Source organism: Acinetobacter chinensis (assembly GCF_002165375.2).
GTDB classification, from domain to species: domain Bacteria; phylum Pseudomonadota; class Gammaproteobacteria; order Pseudomonadales; family Moraxellaceae; genus Acinetobacter; species Acinetobacter chinensis.
Map to the genome: position 1 here is coordinate 3348446 of NZ_CP032134.1, position 15244 is coordinate 3363689.

Consider the following 15244-nt stretch of genomic DNA (forward strand, 5'->3'; position numbering starts at 1 on the left):
AATATTTGTTGCTTTAGAACATAGCAAACAGATACAGATGAATCGTATACTCAACTTCAGCCGTTGTATTCATACGATGACAATAAAGAATAAGGAGCACATCAATGAGTTTAGTTGTACCTGCTGAAAACAAAGATGCCGTACAAGCCGAAACTGACCGCGTCGAACGTATTCTTGTGGTTGATGATGATGTGCGTTTACGGACGCTGCTTCAGCGCTTCCTGGAAGACAAGGGTTTTGTGGTTAAAACCGCACACGATGCCACTCAGATGGATCGACTGTTACAGCGTGAACTGTTCTCTCTGATCGTGCTGGACTTTATGCTGCCTGTAGAAGATGGCTTGAGCATCTGCCGTCGTTTGCGCCAGTCCAGCATAGACACACCGATTATCATGCTGACTGCCCGTGGCAGTGACTCAGACCGGATTGCAGGACTTGAAGCAGGCGCAGACGATTATCTGCCAAAACCGTTCAATCCAAATGAGCTGCTTGCCCGTATCCGTGCTGTACTGCGCCGTCAGGTGCGTGAAGTGCCTGGTGCTCCAAGTCAGCAGATGGAAGTCGTCAGCTTTGGTCCATGGTCACTTGATCTGTCCACTCGCACACTGACCCGTGAAGGTCAGGTGGTAACACTGACAACGGGTGAGTTTGCTGTACTCAAAGCACTGGTTCAGCATCCACGTGAACCACTGACCCGCGATAAACTCATGAATCTTGCCCGTGGTCGTGAATGGGGTGCAATGGAACGCTCGATTGATGTTCAGGTTTCACGCCTGCGTCGCCTGATCGAAGAAAATCCTGCCCGTGCCCGTTATATCCAGACCGTCTGGGGTGTGGGTTATGTCTTTGTTCCAGATGGTGCTGAATAATCGTCTTCAGTCAAATAAGCCTTTTTAAAAGGCTTATTTTATTTAAGCTCCCAAGCCACGGCATACATGGAAAATATCAGTGAAATTAGAACCGATTGATCCGCAGCAATTTACAGAATTTGAGGAATATTCTGAAAGGAAACGTACCCCATGGGAACGCTTTCTGGACAAAATCAAGCCTCGTTCAGGTGCTATGCGCACAACGGTACTGGTTTTATTTGTGGTATTTTTCAGCCTGTTTATGTCTTTGTGGTTTTTCTGGAAGACGCTGTATCTGCCAGAAATCCAGCAGCATGCCCGCTACCTTGCTGTAGAACTTGAAATATTAAATAACCCTGATCTGCGTATTTTCCATAAAGATACTGAAATGGATGTGGACACCTGGCTGAAAAACAGGGTTGGAATTGAATATGTCACTGATCCTGCCGACTATCCTAATGTCCGCGACAAAGTGATTGCTGAGTTCTTTACCAGTCAGATTGAAAAAAAGCTGGCGAAGGAACTTAAAGAAGACGAAGTAACAGTGTATTTCCAGTTCAAGCCCAGCCCTCGCATCTGGATTCAGACACCTGAAATGAACGGCAACTGGGTTCGTGAACCCTTAAAAACCTATGCCAACTACAGTCCAGAACTGGTGTTCGGCTGGCTGCTTGGTGTTCCTTTGCTTGCCGCAGCGATTATCCTGACCCTGGTTCGGCAGCTGAACCGTCCTCTGCGCCGTCTGCAGAATGCCGCAAACAGTTACAGTAAAACCGGTAAAGCACCTTACCTGGAGACCAATCATGGCCCTCAGGAAATCCGTGAAGTCAACCAGGCTTTCAACCATATGATCTATACCCTAGAGCAGACGGAACGTGACCGCAGAATCATGCTCGCCGGTATTTCACATGACCTGCGCACTCCCCTGACCCGTATCCGCCTGAGTGCCGAAATGATGCCTGATGATGACTTTCTGAAAGAAGGTCTGATTTATGATGTTGAGGACATGGATGCGATTCTGAATCAGTTCATTTCCTACATGAGGGATGGATCTGATGAAAAACCACAGGATACAGACCTGAATATGCTGCTACAGGAACTGATCATTCAGTTCAAACCACTGGATATCCGTTTTCAGCAACATGAACTGCCTGTGATTCAGGCCCGCAGTCTGTCACTGAAACGCCTGATCGGAAACCTGATCAACAACTCCAAGCGTTATGGGGCAGAGCCGATTGAACTCTCTGCAACACTTGAAAATGAACATATTTTAATTAGCGTTGCAGATCATGGTGAGGGTATTCCTGAAGACCAGATTGAAGAACTGATGCAACCCTTTGTCCGTGGAAATGAAGCAAGAACTGTTCAGGGCAGCGGACTCGGACTCGCTATTGTGAAGCGGATTGTAGACATTCATCAAGGTGAACTTTTAATACATAATCGTGAAAAGGGTGGACTGGAAGCAATTGTTTCCCTGCCGCTGAACACCATCAGTGATGATGAAAAAACAAGCAGCAGCACACTTGAAAAAATTCGTCAGACTTTGACTGAACGCTTTTGACACCTGTTCAATAGTTGATCATACAGTTTTGATCAACTATTAATCTTATGATTTTAAAGTGTTTAAAATCATACTGATAAATATCATAAAAAAATCTTATACCCACATTTTCTCAAAAAATTAGACCTTAGCAGTACAGGTATGCAAAATGGCTTTTTTGATCGGTACAATCCGTATCAGTTTAAGATTTTAATGAGAGTAAACCATGTCTTTAGATCGCATCCGTTTAGCATCACTTCATGACAAAGTTATGAGTGCAGAACAGGCAGCTCAGTTTATCCAGGACGGCATGACCGTTGGGATGAGTGGTTTTACCCGTGCAGGTGAAGCGAAAGCAGTACCTTTGGCGCTGGTAGCACAAGCGGAAAAAAATCCGTTAAAAATCACTTTAATCACAGGCGCAAGTCTGGGTAATGATCTTGACAAAAAATTGACTGAAGCAGGTGTACTTGCTCGTCGTTTACCGTTCCAGGTGGACAACACTTTACGTAAAGCCATCAACAAAGGCGAAGTGATGTTCATCGATCAGCATTTATCTGAAACTGTTGAACAGATGCGTAACCTTCAGCTGAAAAAGCCTGATGTTGCCGTAATCGAAGCTGTTGCGATCACTGAAGATGGTGGCATCATTCCTACAACTTCAGTAGGTAACTCTGCAAGCTTTGCAATTTTTGCTGAAAAAGTAATTGTAGAAATCAACACCAACCTAAGCCCTGCTTTCGAAGGCTTACACGATATCTATATCCCAACTTACCGTCCAACCCGCCAGCCAATTCCATTGACTAAAGTGGATGAGCGTATCGGTACACCTGCGATCAACATCGATCCTTCTAAAATTGTTGGTATCGTGATCAACAGCGAACTGCATGACTCTCCATCAACTGTTGCTGATGCTGATGATGAGACTCAGGGCATTGCAAACCACCTGATCTCTTTCTTTGAAAAAGAAGTGGAAGAAGGTCGTTTACCAAAAGACTTAGGTCCTTTACAGGCGGGCATCGGTTCAATTGCAAACGCTGTATTAACAGGTCTTAAAGAATCCAACTTTGAAGACTTAGTGATGTATTCTGAAGTACTTCAGGACTGTACATTCGAACTGATCGATGCAGGTAAAATGAAGTTTGCATCTGGTTCTTCAATTACGCTTTCTGCTAAATATGGCGAAAAAGTATTTAACAACCTTGAGCAATACAAAGACAAACTTGTATTACGTCCACAGGAAATCTCTAACCACCCTGAACTGGTTCGCCGTTTAGGTATCATCGGTATCAACACTGCACTTGAGTTCGATATTTACGGCAACGTAAACTCTACTCACGTATGTGGTACGAAAATGATGAACGGTATCGGTGGTTCAGGTGACTTCGCGCGTAACGCACACCTTGCAATCTTCGTAACTAAATCCATTGCAAAAGGCGGCGACATTTCTTCTGTTGTTCCATTTGCATCGCACATCGATCACTCTGAGCATGACGTTGACATCCTTGTAACTGAACAGGGTCTTGCTGATTTACGTGGTCTTGCTCCACGTGAACGTGCCCGTGCAATCATCGACAACTGTGCACACCCGATGTACCGTGATGCACTGAACGATTACTTTGACCGTGCATGTGAAAAAGGTGGTCAGACTCCTCACATTCTTCGTGAAGCGCTGTCATGGCACTCTAACTTCGAAGAAAATGGTCACATGCTGACTGCACAAACTCAGGAAAAAAAAATCTGCTTAAGATTTTGACGCCATAAAAAAAACGCCTCATTGAGGCGTTTTTTTTGCTTTAGAGAAACTGATCAGTACTCAACGGTTCTGGACTGAACCAACTGCCCCCGATAAACACCCTGCGGGCTCAATGTGGTATGAATCTCATCCAGTCGGACTGTCCCACGATCCAGCTGAATCACTACATTCCCCCTGGAGTCCTTTTTGATTTCCACTGAAGATTCCATAAACAGGATTGCCATAAAATCCAGTCCCGATTCAGCCAGCTGAATATGAGTATCAAACAGCTTCTGCTGATACGGGTCAGTAAACTGTGCAGAAAGATCAGACTGTGCAACAACCTCTCTGAGCATCCCGTCACTTAAGGTATCAAACCCTGAGAATACCGATGTGCTTAGACACAGGAAGATACCTCCCGTGACGAGTGATAATTTTTTCATGTTATTCCCCAATAACAGGCGGGTCAGAGACCCATAATTCTGCAATCTTTCATAAAGGATTGCTTTTAAAGCACTTCAGCTTTTTATTACAACCGTATCTTTATGCACGATTGCCCCATTTTTTTAAAAAATTATTAGAATTAAAAAGTTCATTGTTTTACGGCAGTTTATTCTGTAACTGTTGAGATATTTTTATAATACTATCTGTGTTCAGCTGACGTTCCACCGTTCCGATTTTCACATTGTCCAGATTGATCTGTAAGTCATTTCTCCCCTTGCCGATAGGCTCAAGCAATGTATGGATACCCCGTGTCGGGTCAGAAGACTGAAGCCCCTGCGCGATATGTTCCACATGCTGCTGTAAGGGTTCAGGCAAGTGACCTGATTCAGTCTGCTGCTGTGGAATATCCAGTGCAGCAACATTGCCACTGTTTTCGCCATGAACCGTTTTCTGTTGAAGTTCGCGCTGATTGCGCAGACCCGTTCTTTGAATATTATCCAGTTTCTGCGTATCAGTTTTCCATTGAACGCTGCCTGCCACTCCTCGCATATCCTGCTCGGTCAAAGACTGCAGAACACTCAGCGTGGAGGTGTCCGCATTTGCATGGGCAGAAAACAACCACACCATCAACAGAACACTGCTATTTTTTGAAAGGAAATTCATACTCAACCTGAAGGAACTCAGAAATAAACGGGTCAGTAAAGATAGTACAATAAGCAGACAGATCCAGGTACTGATTCAGGATAAATGGTTATGATGCATAGAAGTCGACATTTTTAAATTCTGACCGACCTTAATCAAGCACCCCTGTCCGAAGCAGCACAGGAAAAGTCACATGCCATAATTCAGTACGGTTATGCAGAAAGTGCTGAATCTCTGCCAGTGCATCCACCATCTGTGGATTCTGCTCCTGAGCTTTCTGATAATGCTTTAAGGCGGACCAGGTGTTTAAATAATCCAGTAACTGTTGTCCTGACCATTGGTATTCCAGGCTTATTTCAGGTGTTTGCAGCTCTTTGAAAGGAAATGGGATGGTCTGGTAGTTTTCATCAATATAACGCCGCTCAGCATCCCAGTATTTACCCAGAATATCTGAATACAGATGATGTACCCGCTGATTCAGCTCCGTATTTTGCAGCTGAATCAGACCATAACCCAGCACGACAATCACTCCATCAGGTTTTAAAACACGTCGGACTTCTGCATAAAAGGCATCGAAACTGAACCAGTGAATTGCCTGTGCCACAGTCACCAGATCAACTGAAGCAGATCCAAGGGTCGAATGCTCTGCTGGCTGCGCCTGATAAGTGACATTACTGAACTGAGGTGCCTGTGCGAGCTGTGCAGCACTGAGATCGGTTGCCATCACGTGCTTAAAAAAAGGGGCGAGCATCTGAGTAAACTGCCCCGAACCTGCACCACAGTCCCAGGCACACTCACGCTGTGAAACATGCCTGAGGACTTCATCAAGCACTGCCTGTGAATACTGCGGTCTGGCCTGTCGGTACAGCTCACTGCCCGAAGAAAACAGATCTTTCATTACGCTCAACCCTGTTTCTATACATACATCACATCATGACGCCAGAAACAGGGCTCGGCAATACAGCCAAAGTTAAAAATGGTCTGTCAGATTCAGATCAGAATTTATAACCATAGGAAAAACCCAGAATGTTCTGATTCATTTTCAGTGTGGTTTTTCCGCCACCAAATGCAGGGGAAACTGCGCCTTCTACATCATCCTCAAGCGCATGTGTATAAGCAACGCTGATTTCCTGATGTGGGTCAATATTGTACGTTGCCCCGATACTGACGTGATCCTGAATCACACCTGGTGCAAGAATATTCAGAAACGTTTCACTGTCCTGTACAGGTTGATCATTGTGACTGTAACCTGCCCGCAGTGTCAGCTGAGGTGTTGCCTGATATGATGCTCCGACTTTATAGACATTGATATCATCCCAGCCAAACCCTGGACCTCTGACTGTGCCAAAAGCATGTCCCTGCTGCAACTGTGCCACATCAAATGTATTTCCCACCGAATCGACATCTGAATAATTGATTCGCTGTACATCTGCTGCCAGTGTCAGTTTGGGTGTGACCTTAAATGCAGCACCAACGCCATAACTTTCCGGCACATCAAAATCACCCTGCTCTGTAAAAAGTCCACGGTATTTATCAAAACGGTCTGCATCGATTTTAGAAGAATAATTTGCACCCAGGGTCAGACGCTCATCAAAGAAATGACCTGCCCAGCCAATACGTGCGCCAATACCTGTAGATGAATCCTTACCACGGTTGCTCAGGTTTGCGCCATCAGCCGAATAACCTGCAAAACCACCAATCCCTCTGGCTTCAAAACGCTGATAAAGAATATTGGTCGCAATACCAATCGACTGATAATCTGTATATTTCCAGGACACTGCAGGAGAAACAAAAACCTGCGTCAGGTCAACACCTGCTGATCCTGTATTTCCAAAGGCAGCATAGGGATTTTTGTCATAGCCTGTATTCATGCCACCATTGCCATAAACAGCCAGCCCCAGCGCCACCTGGTCATTAATTTCATGATTCAGCGCAATATCAGGAATGACAAAATACTTACGTCCGTTGCCATCATAGCTGCCATTGGCTCCATACTGATTGCCTGAAATTTTCGAAGAACGGTCAGGAGAAAATACGGTCAGACCCGCATCCACCCGACTGCCGATCCAGCTTAAACCTGCGGGGTTACTGGCAATGGTTAATGCATCCTGAAACTGGGCAATGGAAGTCCCCCCATTACCCTGAACTTTAACACCATAGCCATGCATAAAATAACCTGTGGTTGCAGATGCAGAAGTACTGATTAAAGCGATCACAACACTGAGGGATAACAGCGAAACTGAATGATTCATATTTTATCTTAACTAAAAACAATATATAACAAAGTATATTGTTAGCAGCTTATGCATGTAATCAAATATAAATTCTAATACTTATTCTTTTTATTCATATAAAAGACAGATCAGGGATTACAGCAGATTTTATAGCGCAAATTTCGATGTGCAATCCCGTCAGAGAGCTGAAAATTTCAGCTCTGACAGTAAAAAATCTCAGTTCAACACCCGTTCAATGACATAGGAAGTCTGTGCGATGGGCACCATCTCACTGTTCAACTGATAATATCTGACATCATAGGTTCCTGGCTTCCAGCCTTTTGCAGGACTGAAACTGACCCAGTTCTGCTGGCTGTCAGCCGTGATCCGCTGTGGCATAAAAAACAGCACTTCACCGCTGTCTCTGTTGCTCCAGCGGATAAAAATCTGCTTACCACTGTCCACCTTACCCTGTGTATCCAGATGTGCGAACAAAGGCTGGTGCAACGGTATATCACGGGGCATAACCGCAGATGCTGTTATGGATTCATAAAAACTCACTGTCGCGCTTGCCACTAAAGGCGTTGCTGGATCAGTATTTTTTGCTTCAATAAATTCATTCATCAGGCGGTTTGCAAACATGCGTTTATCCTGGATTTCGGACAGATCATAATCCGGAAAAACCTGCTCCAGATAATGACTGATCTGCTCGGATGAAGCAGTGTTGATCAATGCGGTGATTTCTGGAGTCTGTGTTTTCAGCTGGGTCTGCCATGACGGCACACCCTGTCCTGTCTCCAGCTGAGCAGAAGATGGATGTTGCAGCTCAGCCAGAACCTGATCAGGCACCTTTGTCTCTGGTGTCTGATCAGAAGACCAGTGAGCGGTCAGATAGCCCAGTCCAAAGCACAGGATAGCAATGACCGCAGTTACAGCATAATGCATGACTAAGGCTTAACTGCAGACAATCTGCTCATTATTCATCACATTGTATGGCAGTTTGGATGCCTCAAATGTAGAACCCTCTGCAAGCACTCTGGCACGGTTTGCTCCCTGAGCATTGAGCAGTTTCAGATCACCGCTGACACAGACACCGGTCTGAGCCGTATTTTTCAGGTTCAGTACACACCCTGCCTGCGTGACCGTAAATGTTTTCAACCCTGAAACTGTGGTCGTTTTACAGGCAGTGACAATAGGGTTCCCAGACTGGTCTTCGCAGGCTGAACAGTCGTTGTTCTTTTCACAGGCAGATGCTGCTTTTTCACTGCGGCAGACATAAGTCACTGCACCTTTGACAATGGTCTGACTATAAGAGGAGTTAAAGTTATCGCCGCCATCACCGCCACCACAACCACTGAGCAGCGCAACCAGAAATGCCGAAAATCCAAAACCTAAAATTTTTTTCATTGTTATCTCAATTATTATCCTCAATCTTTTATTTTAACCAATAAAAAAACCCCAGACAATGTCTGAGGTTTTTTGAATATGGTGGCGAGACCCAGGATCGAACTGGGGACACACGGATTTTCAATCCGTTGCTCTACCTACTGAGCTATCACGCCGATGCGGTGTATTAAGCCGTATCTGCTCTGATTAGTCAATAAAAATCATCACATTTTTATTTGATCGCATATTTTTTATGCAAAAAAAAATCCCTGATGGGATCAGGGATTGAAAACACAAATACGTTTTAAATATGGTGGCGAGACCCAGGATCGAACTGGGGACACACGGATTTTCAATCCGTTGCTCTACCTACTGAGCTATCACGCCGATGACGCGTATTAAACAGTTTAAGTCCCTGAGCGTCAAGCAGCTTTCTGAATAATTGCTTTTAAATGTTCACTTTTACAGCATATTATCTATTTTTTAAAACTGTTTACTGCTGATGATTCAGTTATATAGTCGGTTTTTATTAACCTACACACATAAAAAAAGCAGTCCTGAGACTGCTTTAAAAACGGTATTCTTCAAATTTTACCGATGTGATCCAGACAGCGGTGTATCGCGCCACAGCCCGGTTCGAAGGCTTTAACACCCTTTTCTTCTTCCATACGACAGGCTTCTTCCACCAGCCTTTCAGCAACGCCCCGCCCTCGGTTAGCGGGATGAACCACGATATTTTCCAGGGTTCTGCTGTCTCCCTGTCCAGTGCACCAGAGTGCACCAATCAGTTTAGTATTAAATTCTGCGGTATAAACCAGGGTATACTGAGCTAAGTTCTGCTCAAGTTGTTCAATGGCATCCTGCCCATCACTAAATTCTGGGCTTGTGTCATACAGTCGCTCAAGCTGGCTGCGCACTTCGTCATTTTCAAGTGAAGTATAGGCATGTACGGTTATAGGCATTGATTAACCCTCCTGAGCAATCTAATATGCAGTGACTTTCGTCAAAGCGAAACATCTTTACATCAAACTTTTAATTTTTGACGTTTTTTGAGGAACGTGTCTATGGCGCAACGTATCAGTGAAGTAGTAAGAAACACCAACGAAACTAAAATACGTGTTCGTGTGAATCTTGACGGTACTGGTCAAGGCACGCTGAACACCGGTGTTCCATTTTTAGACCATATGATTGATCAAATCAAGCGTCATGGACTGTTTGATATTGATATTCACTGTGATGGTGACTTGGAAATCGATGATCACCACACGGTTGAGGACTGCGGTATCACTTTAGGACAGGCTTTCGCTCAGGCTTTAGGCGATAAAAAAGGTCTGCGCCGTTATGGTCATTTCTATGCACCGCTTGATGAATCTTTAAGCCGCGTGGTGGTGGATCTGTCTGGTCGTCCTGGTCTGTTCATGGATATTCCGTTTACCCGTGCCATGATCGGTCGTTTTGATGTTGACCTGTTTTCAGAGTTTTTCCAGGGTTTTGTCAATCATGCGCTGATGACACTGCACATTGACAACTTAAAAGGCAAAAACAGCCACCACCAGATTGAAAGTGTATTTAAAGCATTTGCACGTGCTTTACGCATGGCTTGCGAGGTTGACCCTCGTGCAGAAAATACTGTGGCATCGACCAAAGGAACATTGTAATGACCCGTATTGCCCTTCTTGACTATGGCATGGGAAACCTTCACTCAGCAGCAAAAGCCCTTGAACATGTCGGTGCAACTGTTGATGTGACCAATGATCCAAAACTGATTGCTCAGGCAGACAAAATCGTATTTCCTGGTGTAGGCGCAATGCGTGACTGCATGCAGGGAATGCGTGAAGCAGGTATTGATGAAGTCGTACGCAAGGCAGCTTTCAACAAACCTGTTTTAGCGATTTGTGTCGGTATGCAGGCTTTGCTGGAATCTTCTGAAGAAAATGGCGGTTCTGAAGCACTGGGCATTTTTGAAGGTGTGGTCAAACGCTTTCCCGATATGAAAGGCTTAAAAGTGCCTCATATGGGCTGGAATCAGGTGCATCAGGCTGACCCTGAGCATCCGATGTGGAAAAATATTGAGCAGGATGCACGTTTCTACTTTGTACACAGCTACTATGTAGAACCTGAAAATACTGCCTATACTGCTGCCACCTGTAATTATGGCATTGAGTTCTGTACCGCGATTCACAAAGAAAATCTGTTTGCGACTCAGTTCCATCCAGAGAAAAGCCATACTGTAGGCTTACAGCTTCTGAAAAACTTTGTGGAATGGGATATCTGATTCTGTTTTTAGTCTCAGATATTATCCGTTTCAAAGAAAAGCTCATTTTTAAATGGGCTTTTTTAATGTTCTGTTTCAGTCCTCAGTCTTCCCGTGTGACAAAACCACCTTCGACCGGTCTGACACTGACTCGGATTTCAGCGTCCAGATTCAGCTCTGCATAGCGCAGTTTCAGTTCATTCATCAGCTGTTCAACGCTTGCCTGTTTCAGCAGTACCAGATCTGCAGGTACTCCACTTTCAGCGCCAGCAGGTTTACCTTCAAGTATCCAGCGTTCAGACACACCTAAATACTTTGCCAGCTCCATCAGACTCTGCGCACTGGGTACAGACTGCCCCTGCAGCCATCGCCCCACTGTGTCTTTTGAAACCTCAAGCGCAGAGACAATATCAGAGGTTTTTATATTCTTTTCCTGAATCAGCTGTTTGATCCGTTTTGCTCCATCGACAAATGCAGAAAACTCATCATCCCTGTTGCTCATTGTTTTTACTCCTCTGTACAGTTGCTCTGCAAAACTAACATTTTTTGTTCAGCTTTTGCTATAACAGTAAAAAAACTTCAGGCTCTTTCTTTTGGATCATTCAGCACCCACTTTGCCGGATACAGCAACCATCAGTACTTATCCTCTGTTTCAGAATCTACCGCTGGAACGGATCAGGGTTATTCAGACCCTCGATCAGTGTCAGCAGATTGAAGCTGAGCTTAAAGCGGCGAAAATTCTGGGCTTTGATACTGAGTCCCGTCCAACATTTACCAAAGGTGAAACTCAGACTGGCCCTCATCTGATTCAGCTTGCCACAGAAACAGATGCATGGCTGTTTCAGGTCTCCCCAGAAATTCTGCAATTTCTGCAAACTGTACTTTCCAGCCACACTCAGCTGAAAACAGGATTTGGACTGAAAAATGATGCACACCTGTTCCGTAAAAAAGGCATCCAGCTGAATCATACGGTTGATCTGTCCAGATGCTTCACACAGCTGGGGTTTAAGAATCCTTTGGGTATTAAAAATGCCATTGCTGTTCTGTTCCAGCAGAATTTCCCCAAACGCAAATCTGTCAGTACCTCCAACTGGTCACGGAAAAACCTGAGTCCACAGCAGATTGAATATGCCGCAGCAGATGCCTATGCCCCTGTACTGATTTTTAAGGCACTTCAGCAACAGGGTTTACTTCCACCTGATATTTCATAAAATTTTCTGCATAAATCTGCTTTGCTGTAATAAAAGCCAGTGCAGGCTCTTAGAAATTGATCAATATTTTGCTAAGATTAGCGCCAATAAATTCTTTATGAGACTGGGCTAGGAGCGAAAGCATGCTGATCATCCCTGCAATTGACCTGAAAGATGGCAAATGTGTCCGTTTAAAACAAGGTCGTATGGAAGACGATACCGTATTTTCTGATGATCCAGTTGCCACTGCACAGCATTGGGTCAATGAAGGCGCACGCCGTCTGCATCTGGTCGATCTGAACGGTGCTTTCGCAGGTACACCAATCCATAAGCCTGTGGTTGAAGCCATTGCCAAAGCACAGCCAGAGCTTCCAATTCAGATTGGTGGCGGTATCCGTTCCCTTGAAACCATTGAACACTACCTGGATGCAGGTGTGTCTTTTGTGATTATTGGAACAAAAGCTGTTAAAGAACCTGAATTTGTTGAAGAAGCATGCAAAAAATTTGCAGGTCATATCATTGTTGGTATTGATGCGATCAACGGCATGGTGGCAACAGATGGCTGGGCAAATGTCACTGATGTTAAAGCAACCGATTTAGCAAAACGCTTTGCAGATGCAGGTGTTTCCAGCATTGTGTACACAGACATTGCCCGTGACGGCATGATGCAGGGTGTAAACGTTGAGCAGACTGTACATCTTGCACAGTACTCAGGTCTACCTGTAATTGCTTCAGGTGGCGTGACCAACCTGGATGATGTCCGCAACTTAAAAGGTCAGCCTGGTATTTTAGGTGCGATCACGGGTCGTGCGATCTATGAAAATACACTGAACCTGCGTGAAGCTCAGCTGTTACTGGATGCACAGTCTCTGTAAGACGGTTTAGCCAATAAAAAAGAGGTCGATATGACCTCTTTTTTTATTCAGGATGTTTACTGTTTATACCTTCAGGATTTTATCATCAGTCTGTATACATCGCCCTGTTGTCATTCAGGGTAATGATTCCCCTTAAAGCCCGATAAACAATCCAGACCCATGCCAGTCCAATCACCACGATACAAAAAGCAGATGCGCCCAGCGCAACACCGGCAAACAGCTCAGGATTCTGTCCGCTATAAAACAGAAATATAAACGGTACAAAGGCTATGACATTCCAGATGAGATACCACCAGAACGTTCTGATCTGCCAGGTAAAATGACTTTCAAAGATAGTGCCTTTGACCGAACTGCGTTTTATATAATTAATGATCAGCGCAATCACGGCGAGCAGACCTGCCGAAAAAATAGCAACAATATAAAGAATATACAGAACAAGTGTCAGAGATCGGTTCGGATCTTTATCTATCTCATAATTCATCATCTACCCTCAGCAAAAAGCACCCAGTTAAATATGCAGGCTGTTAAAAGGTGAAATCAGCCATAAAATCAGCAATATATTAAAACCTATGGTACAAAAATAAATCTGACGGAAAGGTTGTTTTTGTGTTTTATGTCGTAAACGCTGCTGAGCCAGCCAGGCCGCCGGCCATCCTCCCAGGAAGGACAACAGATGCAGAGTATTTTCAGGAACACGCCGATTGTTCTGTTGTGCAGCTTCTTTATCCTGCGCATACACCCAGTAAGTCATGACGTTGATGATACTGATGAACAGCAGAATCATTCCCTGTAATTTTCCAGCCAGCACAAGCCCTGCCAGTACCACAATATAAGCAACACTCAATATCTGCATACCCTGCAGCCGTGGACTGGCATGAGATGCAGATGGCTGAGCCCTTGAGGGTTTTTTCTGGGTCTGTGTGGCTTTCAGATAAGTCACCTGACGGGCTTTACAGCGCCCCTGACCATCCAGCTGAACCACATACTCCAGTGCACAGCCGACGATTGGACGTGGACCAGGTCGGGAAAAATCCTTGATGTGCAGAAATACACGATCTTTTGAGACATCCTCAGGCTGAATAAAACCATAGCCTTTTTCATCAAACCATTCCACCAACCGACCCTGATCGCGCATTTTCACCTCATTTTATGCTGTAACAAATTTCATCCGTTCAATCAGCATATTACGCATTTCTACGGGGTTTTTCTGCAGAATATCTGTTCCTGTACGTCCTTCCATTGCATTTTTCTGTGCAATCTGTAAACGCATCATCCAGAATCTGCCCGCTGCCATCGCCAGATACAGCTCCAGACAGGATTTTTCATCTTCTGTCAGCGCTCGTACCGCACTATATGCTTCCAGATAGGCCATCGCTTTTTCTTCGTTCAGTACAACCGAAGGATAATCCGTACAGAAATCATTCATGCTGATGGCAATATCAAACAGCAATTCATCTTTATTCAGCTCATAAAAATCCAGAATGCCTTTCAGTTCATCGCCATCAAACAGCGTGTTGTCCCTGAACAGATCTGAATGAATAAAACCGCGGGGACGGTCTGGATACATCATGCTCAAAGCATCGTACAGCCCCAGCAGATTACTGAGTAAGGTGCGGTCTGCCATGTCCAGTGTAGGCTGAATCTCTTTTGCCACACTTCGCCAGTAACGGTGATCCCGATATTCTGCACGCTGAAGCGGAAAATCCAGCAGTGCCACATGCATCTGTGCCTGTGCCTGTGCAATTGCCCTGACCTGCCCTACAGTAGATGGCATCGGGTGTTTGCCCATCATTCTTGGAGCAATCTGAGCCGGTTTATTTTTTAAGATATGAATGGATTTTCCACTGTGCTTTAAAGGTACAGGCACAGCCAACCCCTGCTGCCCCAGATGTTCCAGTACCGGCACCAGTTCAGATGCACCCTGCTCATCCATTTCTTCAAAAATCGTCAGTACATACTGAGCTGTGTCACAGACCACAAAATAATTGGTATTCTGGATACCACCCTGAATAGGAATCAGATCTGTCACCTCCAGTTGATAAGGCGCTGCAAAATCCTGAACTTCCTTTAAACTCAGTGGGGTATAAACCGACATAGAAAACCTGCAAAAAAACTTA

18 protein-coding genes and 2 tRNA genes are annotated in these 15244 nt (G+C 44.8%); 7 read left to right on the top strand and 13 right to left on the bottom strand.

Annotated features, from left to right (window positions below):
• The first annotated feature begins 104 nt into the window (after positions 1-104).
• From ompR to scpC, 3 genes are all read left to right on the top strand, one after another.
• On the top strand, positions 105-869 hold the full coding sequence (ompR, locus tag CDG60_RS16910) for an osmolarity response regulator transcription factor OmpR (RefSeq protein ID WP_087512099.1): 765 nt from the start codon (positions 105-107) through the stop codon (positions 867-869).
• Between the two features lie 79 nt (positions 870-948).
• Positions 949-2409: an ATP-binding protein gene (locus tag CDG60_RS16915; RefSeq protein WP_087512098.1), complete on the top strand. Its 1461-nt coding sequence runs from the start codon at positions 949-951 to the stop codon at positions 2407-2409.
• Between the two features lie 205 nt (positions 2410-2614).
• Positions 2615-4144, top strand: a complete 1530-nt coding sequence (gene scpC / locus CDG60_RS16920) for a succinyl-CoA:acetate CoA-transferase ScpC (RefSeq protein ID WP_087512097.1) — start codon at positions 2615-2617, stop codon at positions 4142-4144.
• A gap of 53 nt (positions 4145-4197) precedes the next feature.
• Here scpC and CDG60_RS16925 read toward each other — a convergent pair whose 3' ends face one another.
• From CDG60_RS16925 to CDG60_RS16965, 9 genes are all read right to left on the bottom strand, one after another.
• Complete coding sequence (locus tag CDG60_RS16925; protein WP_160117075.1) at positions 4198-4566, bottom strand: hypothetical protein; 369 nt, start codon at positions 4564-4566, stop codon at positions 4198-4200.
• Between the two features lie 157 nt (positions 4567-4723).
• Positions 4724-5230, bottom strand: a complete 507-nt coding sequence (locus tag CDG60_RS16930; protein ID WP_087512095.1) for a hypothetical protein — start codon at positions 5228-5230, stop codon at positions 4724-4726.
• Positions 5231-5360: 130 nt separating this feature from the next.
• A complete protein-coding gene (locus CDG60_RS16935) occupies positions 5361-6107 on the bottom strand; it encodes a class I SAM-dependent methyltransferase (RefSeq protein ID WP_087512094.1) in 747 nt (248 codons plus the stop codon).
• A gap of 97 nt (positions 6108-6204) precedes the next feature.
• Positions 6205-7461 carry an OmpP1/FadL family transporter gene (locus CDG60_RS16940; protein ID WP_087512093.1) on the bottom strand — a complete coding sequence of 419 codons (1257 nt, stop codon included), beginning with the start codon at positions 7459-7461 and terminating at the stop codon, positions 6205-6207.
• Positions 7462-7659: 198 nt separating this feature from the next.
• Positions 7660-8367, bottom strand: coding sequence for a hypothetical protein (locus CDG60_RS16945; RefSeq protein ID WP_087512092.1), 708 nt, complete (start codon positions 8365-8367; stop codon positions 7660-7662).
• Between the two features lie 9 nt (positions 8368-8376).
• Complete coding sequence (locus CDG60_RS16950) at positions 8377-8829, bottom strand: hypothetical protein (RefSeq protein WP_087512091.1); 453 nt, start codon at positions 8827-8829, stop codon at positions 8377-8379.
• A 79-nt stretch (positions 8830-8908) separates the two neighbouring features.
• Positions 8909-8984 (bottom strand) — tRNA-Phe (locus CDG60_RS16955).
• 135 nt (positions 8985-9119) lie between these two features.
• Positions 9120-9195, bottom strand: a tRNA-Phe gene (locus tag CDG60_RS16960).
• A 197-nt stretch (positions 9196-9392) separates the two neighbouring features.
• A complete protein-coding gene (locus CDG60_RS16965) occupies positions 9393-9770 on the bottom strand; it encodes a GNAT family N-acetyltransferase (RefSeq protein ID WP_087512090.1) in 378 nt (125 codons plus the stop codon).
• Positions 9771-9872: 102 nt separating this feature from the next.
• On the opposite strand from CDG60_RS16965, the gene hisB reads away from it, so the two are divergent.
• Positions 9873-10466, top strand: coding sequence for an imidazoleglycerol-phosphate dehydratase HisB (gene hisB / locus CDG60_RS16970; protein WP_087512089.1), 594 nt, complete (start codon positions 9873-9875; stop codon positions 10464-10466).
• Positions 10466-11083: an imidazole glycerol phosphate synthase subunit HisH gene (gene hisH / locus CDG60_RS16975; RefSeq protein ID WP_087512088.1), complete on the top strand. Its 618-nt coding sequence runs from the start codon at positions 10466-10468 to the stop codon at positions 11081-11083. The genes hisB and hisH overlap by 1 nt, the downstream gene beginning before the upstream one ends.
• An 82-nt stretch (positions 11084-11165) precedes the next feature.
• Here hisH and CDG60_RS16980 read toward each other — a convergent pair whose 3' ends face one another.
• Positions 11166-11564, bottom strand: coding sequence for a helix-turn-helix domain-containing protein (locus tag CDG60_RS16980; protein ID WP_087512087.1), 399 nt, complete (start codon positions 11562-11564; stop codon positions 11166-11168).
• Between the two features lie 91 nt (positions 11565-11655).
• On the opposite strand from CDG60_RS16980, the gene CDG60_RS16985 reads away from it, so the two are divergent.
• Positions 11656-12273: a 3'-5' exonuclease gene (locus CDG60_RS16985; protein ID WP_087512086.1), complete on the top strand. Its 618-nt coding sequence runs from the start codon at positions 11656-11658 to the stop codon at positions 12271-12273.
• A 122-nt stretch (positions 12274-12395) separates the two neighbouring features.
• Positions 12396-13127 (top strand): 1-(5-phosphoribosyl)-5-[(5-phosphoribosylamino)methylideneamino]imidazole-4-carboxamide isomerase, encoded by a 732-nt coding sequence (gene hisA / locus CDG60_RS16990; RefSeq protein ID WP_087512085.1) that lies wholly within the window; start codon positions 12396-12398, stop codon positions 13125-13127.
• Between the two features lie 85 nt (positions 13128-13212).
• Here hisA and CDG60_RS16995 read toward each other — a convergent pair whose 3' ends face one another.
• From CDG60_RS16995 to CDG60_RS17005, 3 genes are read right to left on the bottom strand one after another with little or no spacing between them, the layout of a single operon-like run.
• Complete coding sequence (locus CDG60_RS16995) at positions 13213-13608, bottom strand: DUF4870 family protein (RefSeq protein ID WP_087512202.1); 396 nt, start codon at positions 13606-13608, stop codon at positions 13213-13215.
• Between the two features lie 27 nt (positions 13609-13635).
• Positions 13636-14262, bottom strand: coding sequence for a DUF1294 domain-containing protein (locus CDG60_RS17000; protein WP_087512084.1), 627 nt, complete (start codon positions 14260-14262; stop codon positions 13636-13638).
• A 12-nt stretch (positions 14263-14274) separates the two neighbouring features.
• Positions 14275-15222 carry a homoserine kinase gene (locus tag CDG60_RS17005; protein ID WP_087512083.1) on the bottom strand — a complete coding sequence of 316 codons (948 nt, stop codon included), beginning with the start codon at positions 15220-15222 and terminating at the stop codon, positions 14275-14277.
• Positions 15223-15244: the final 22 nt, after the last annotated feature.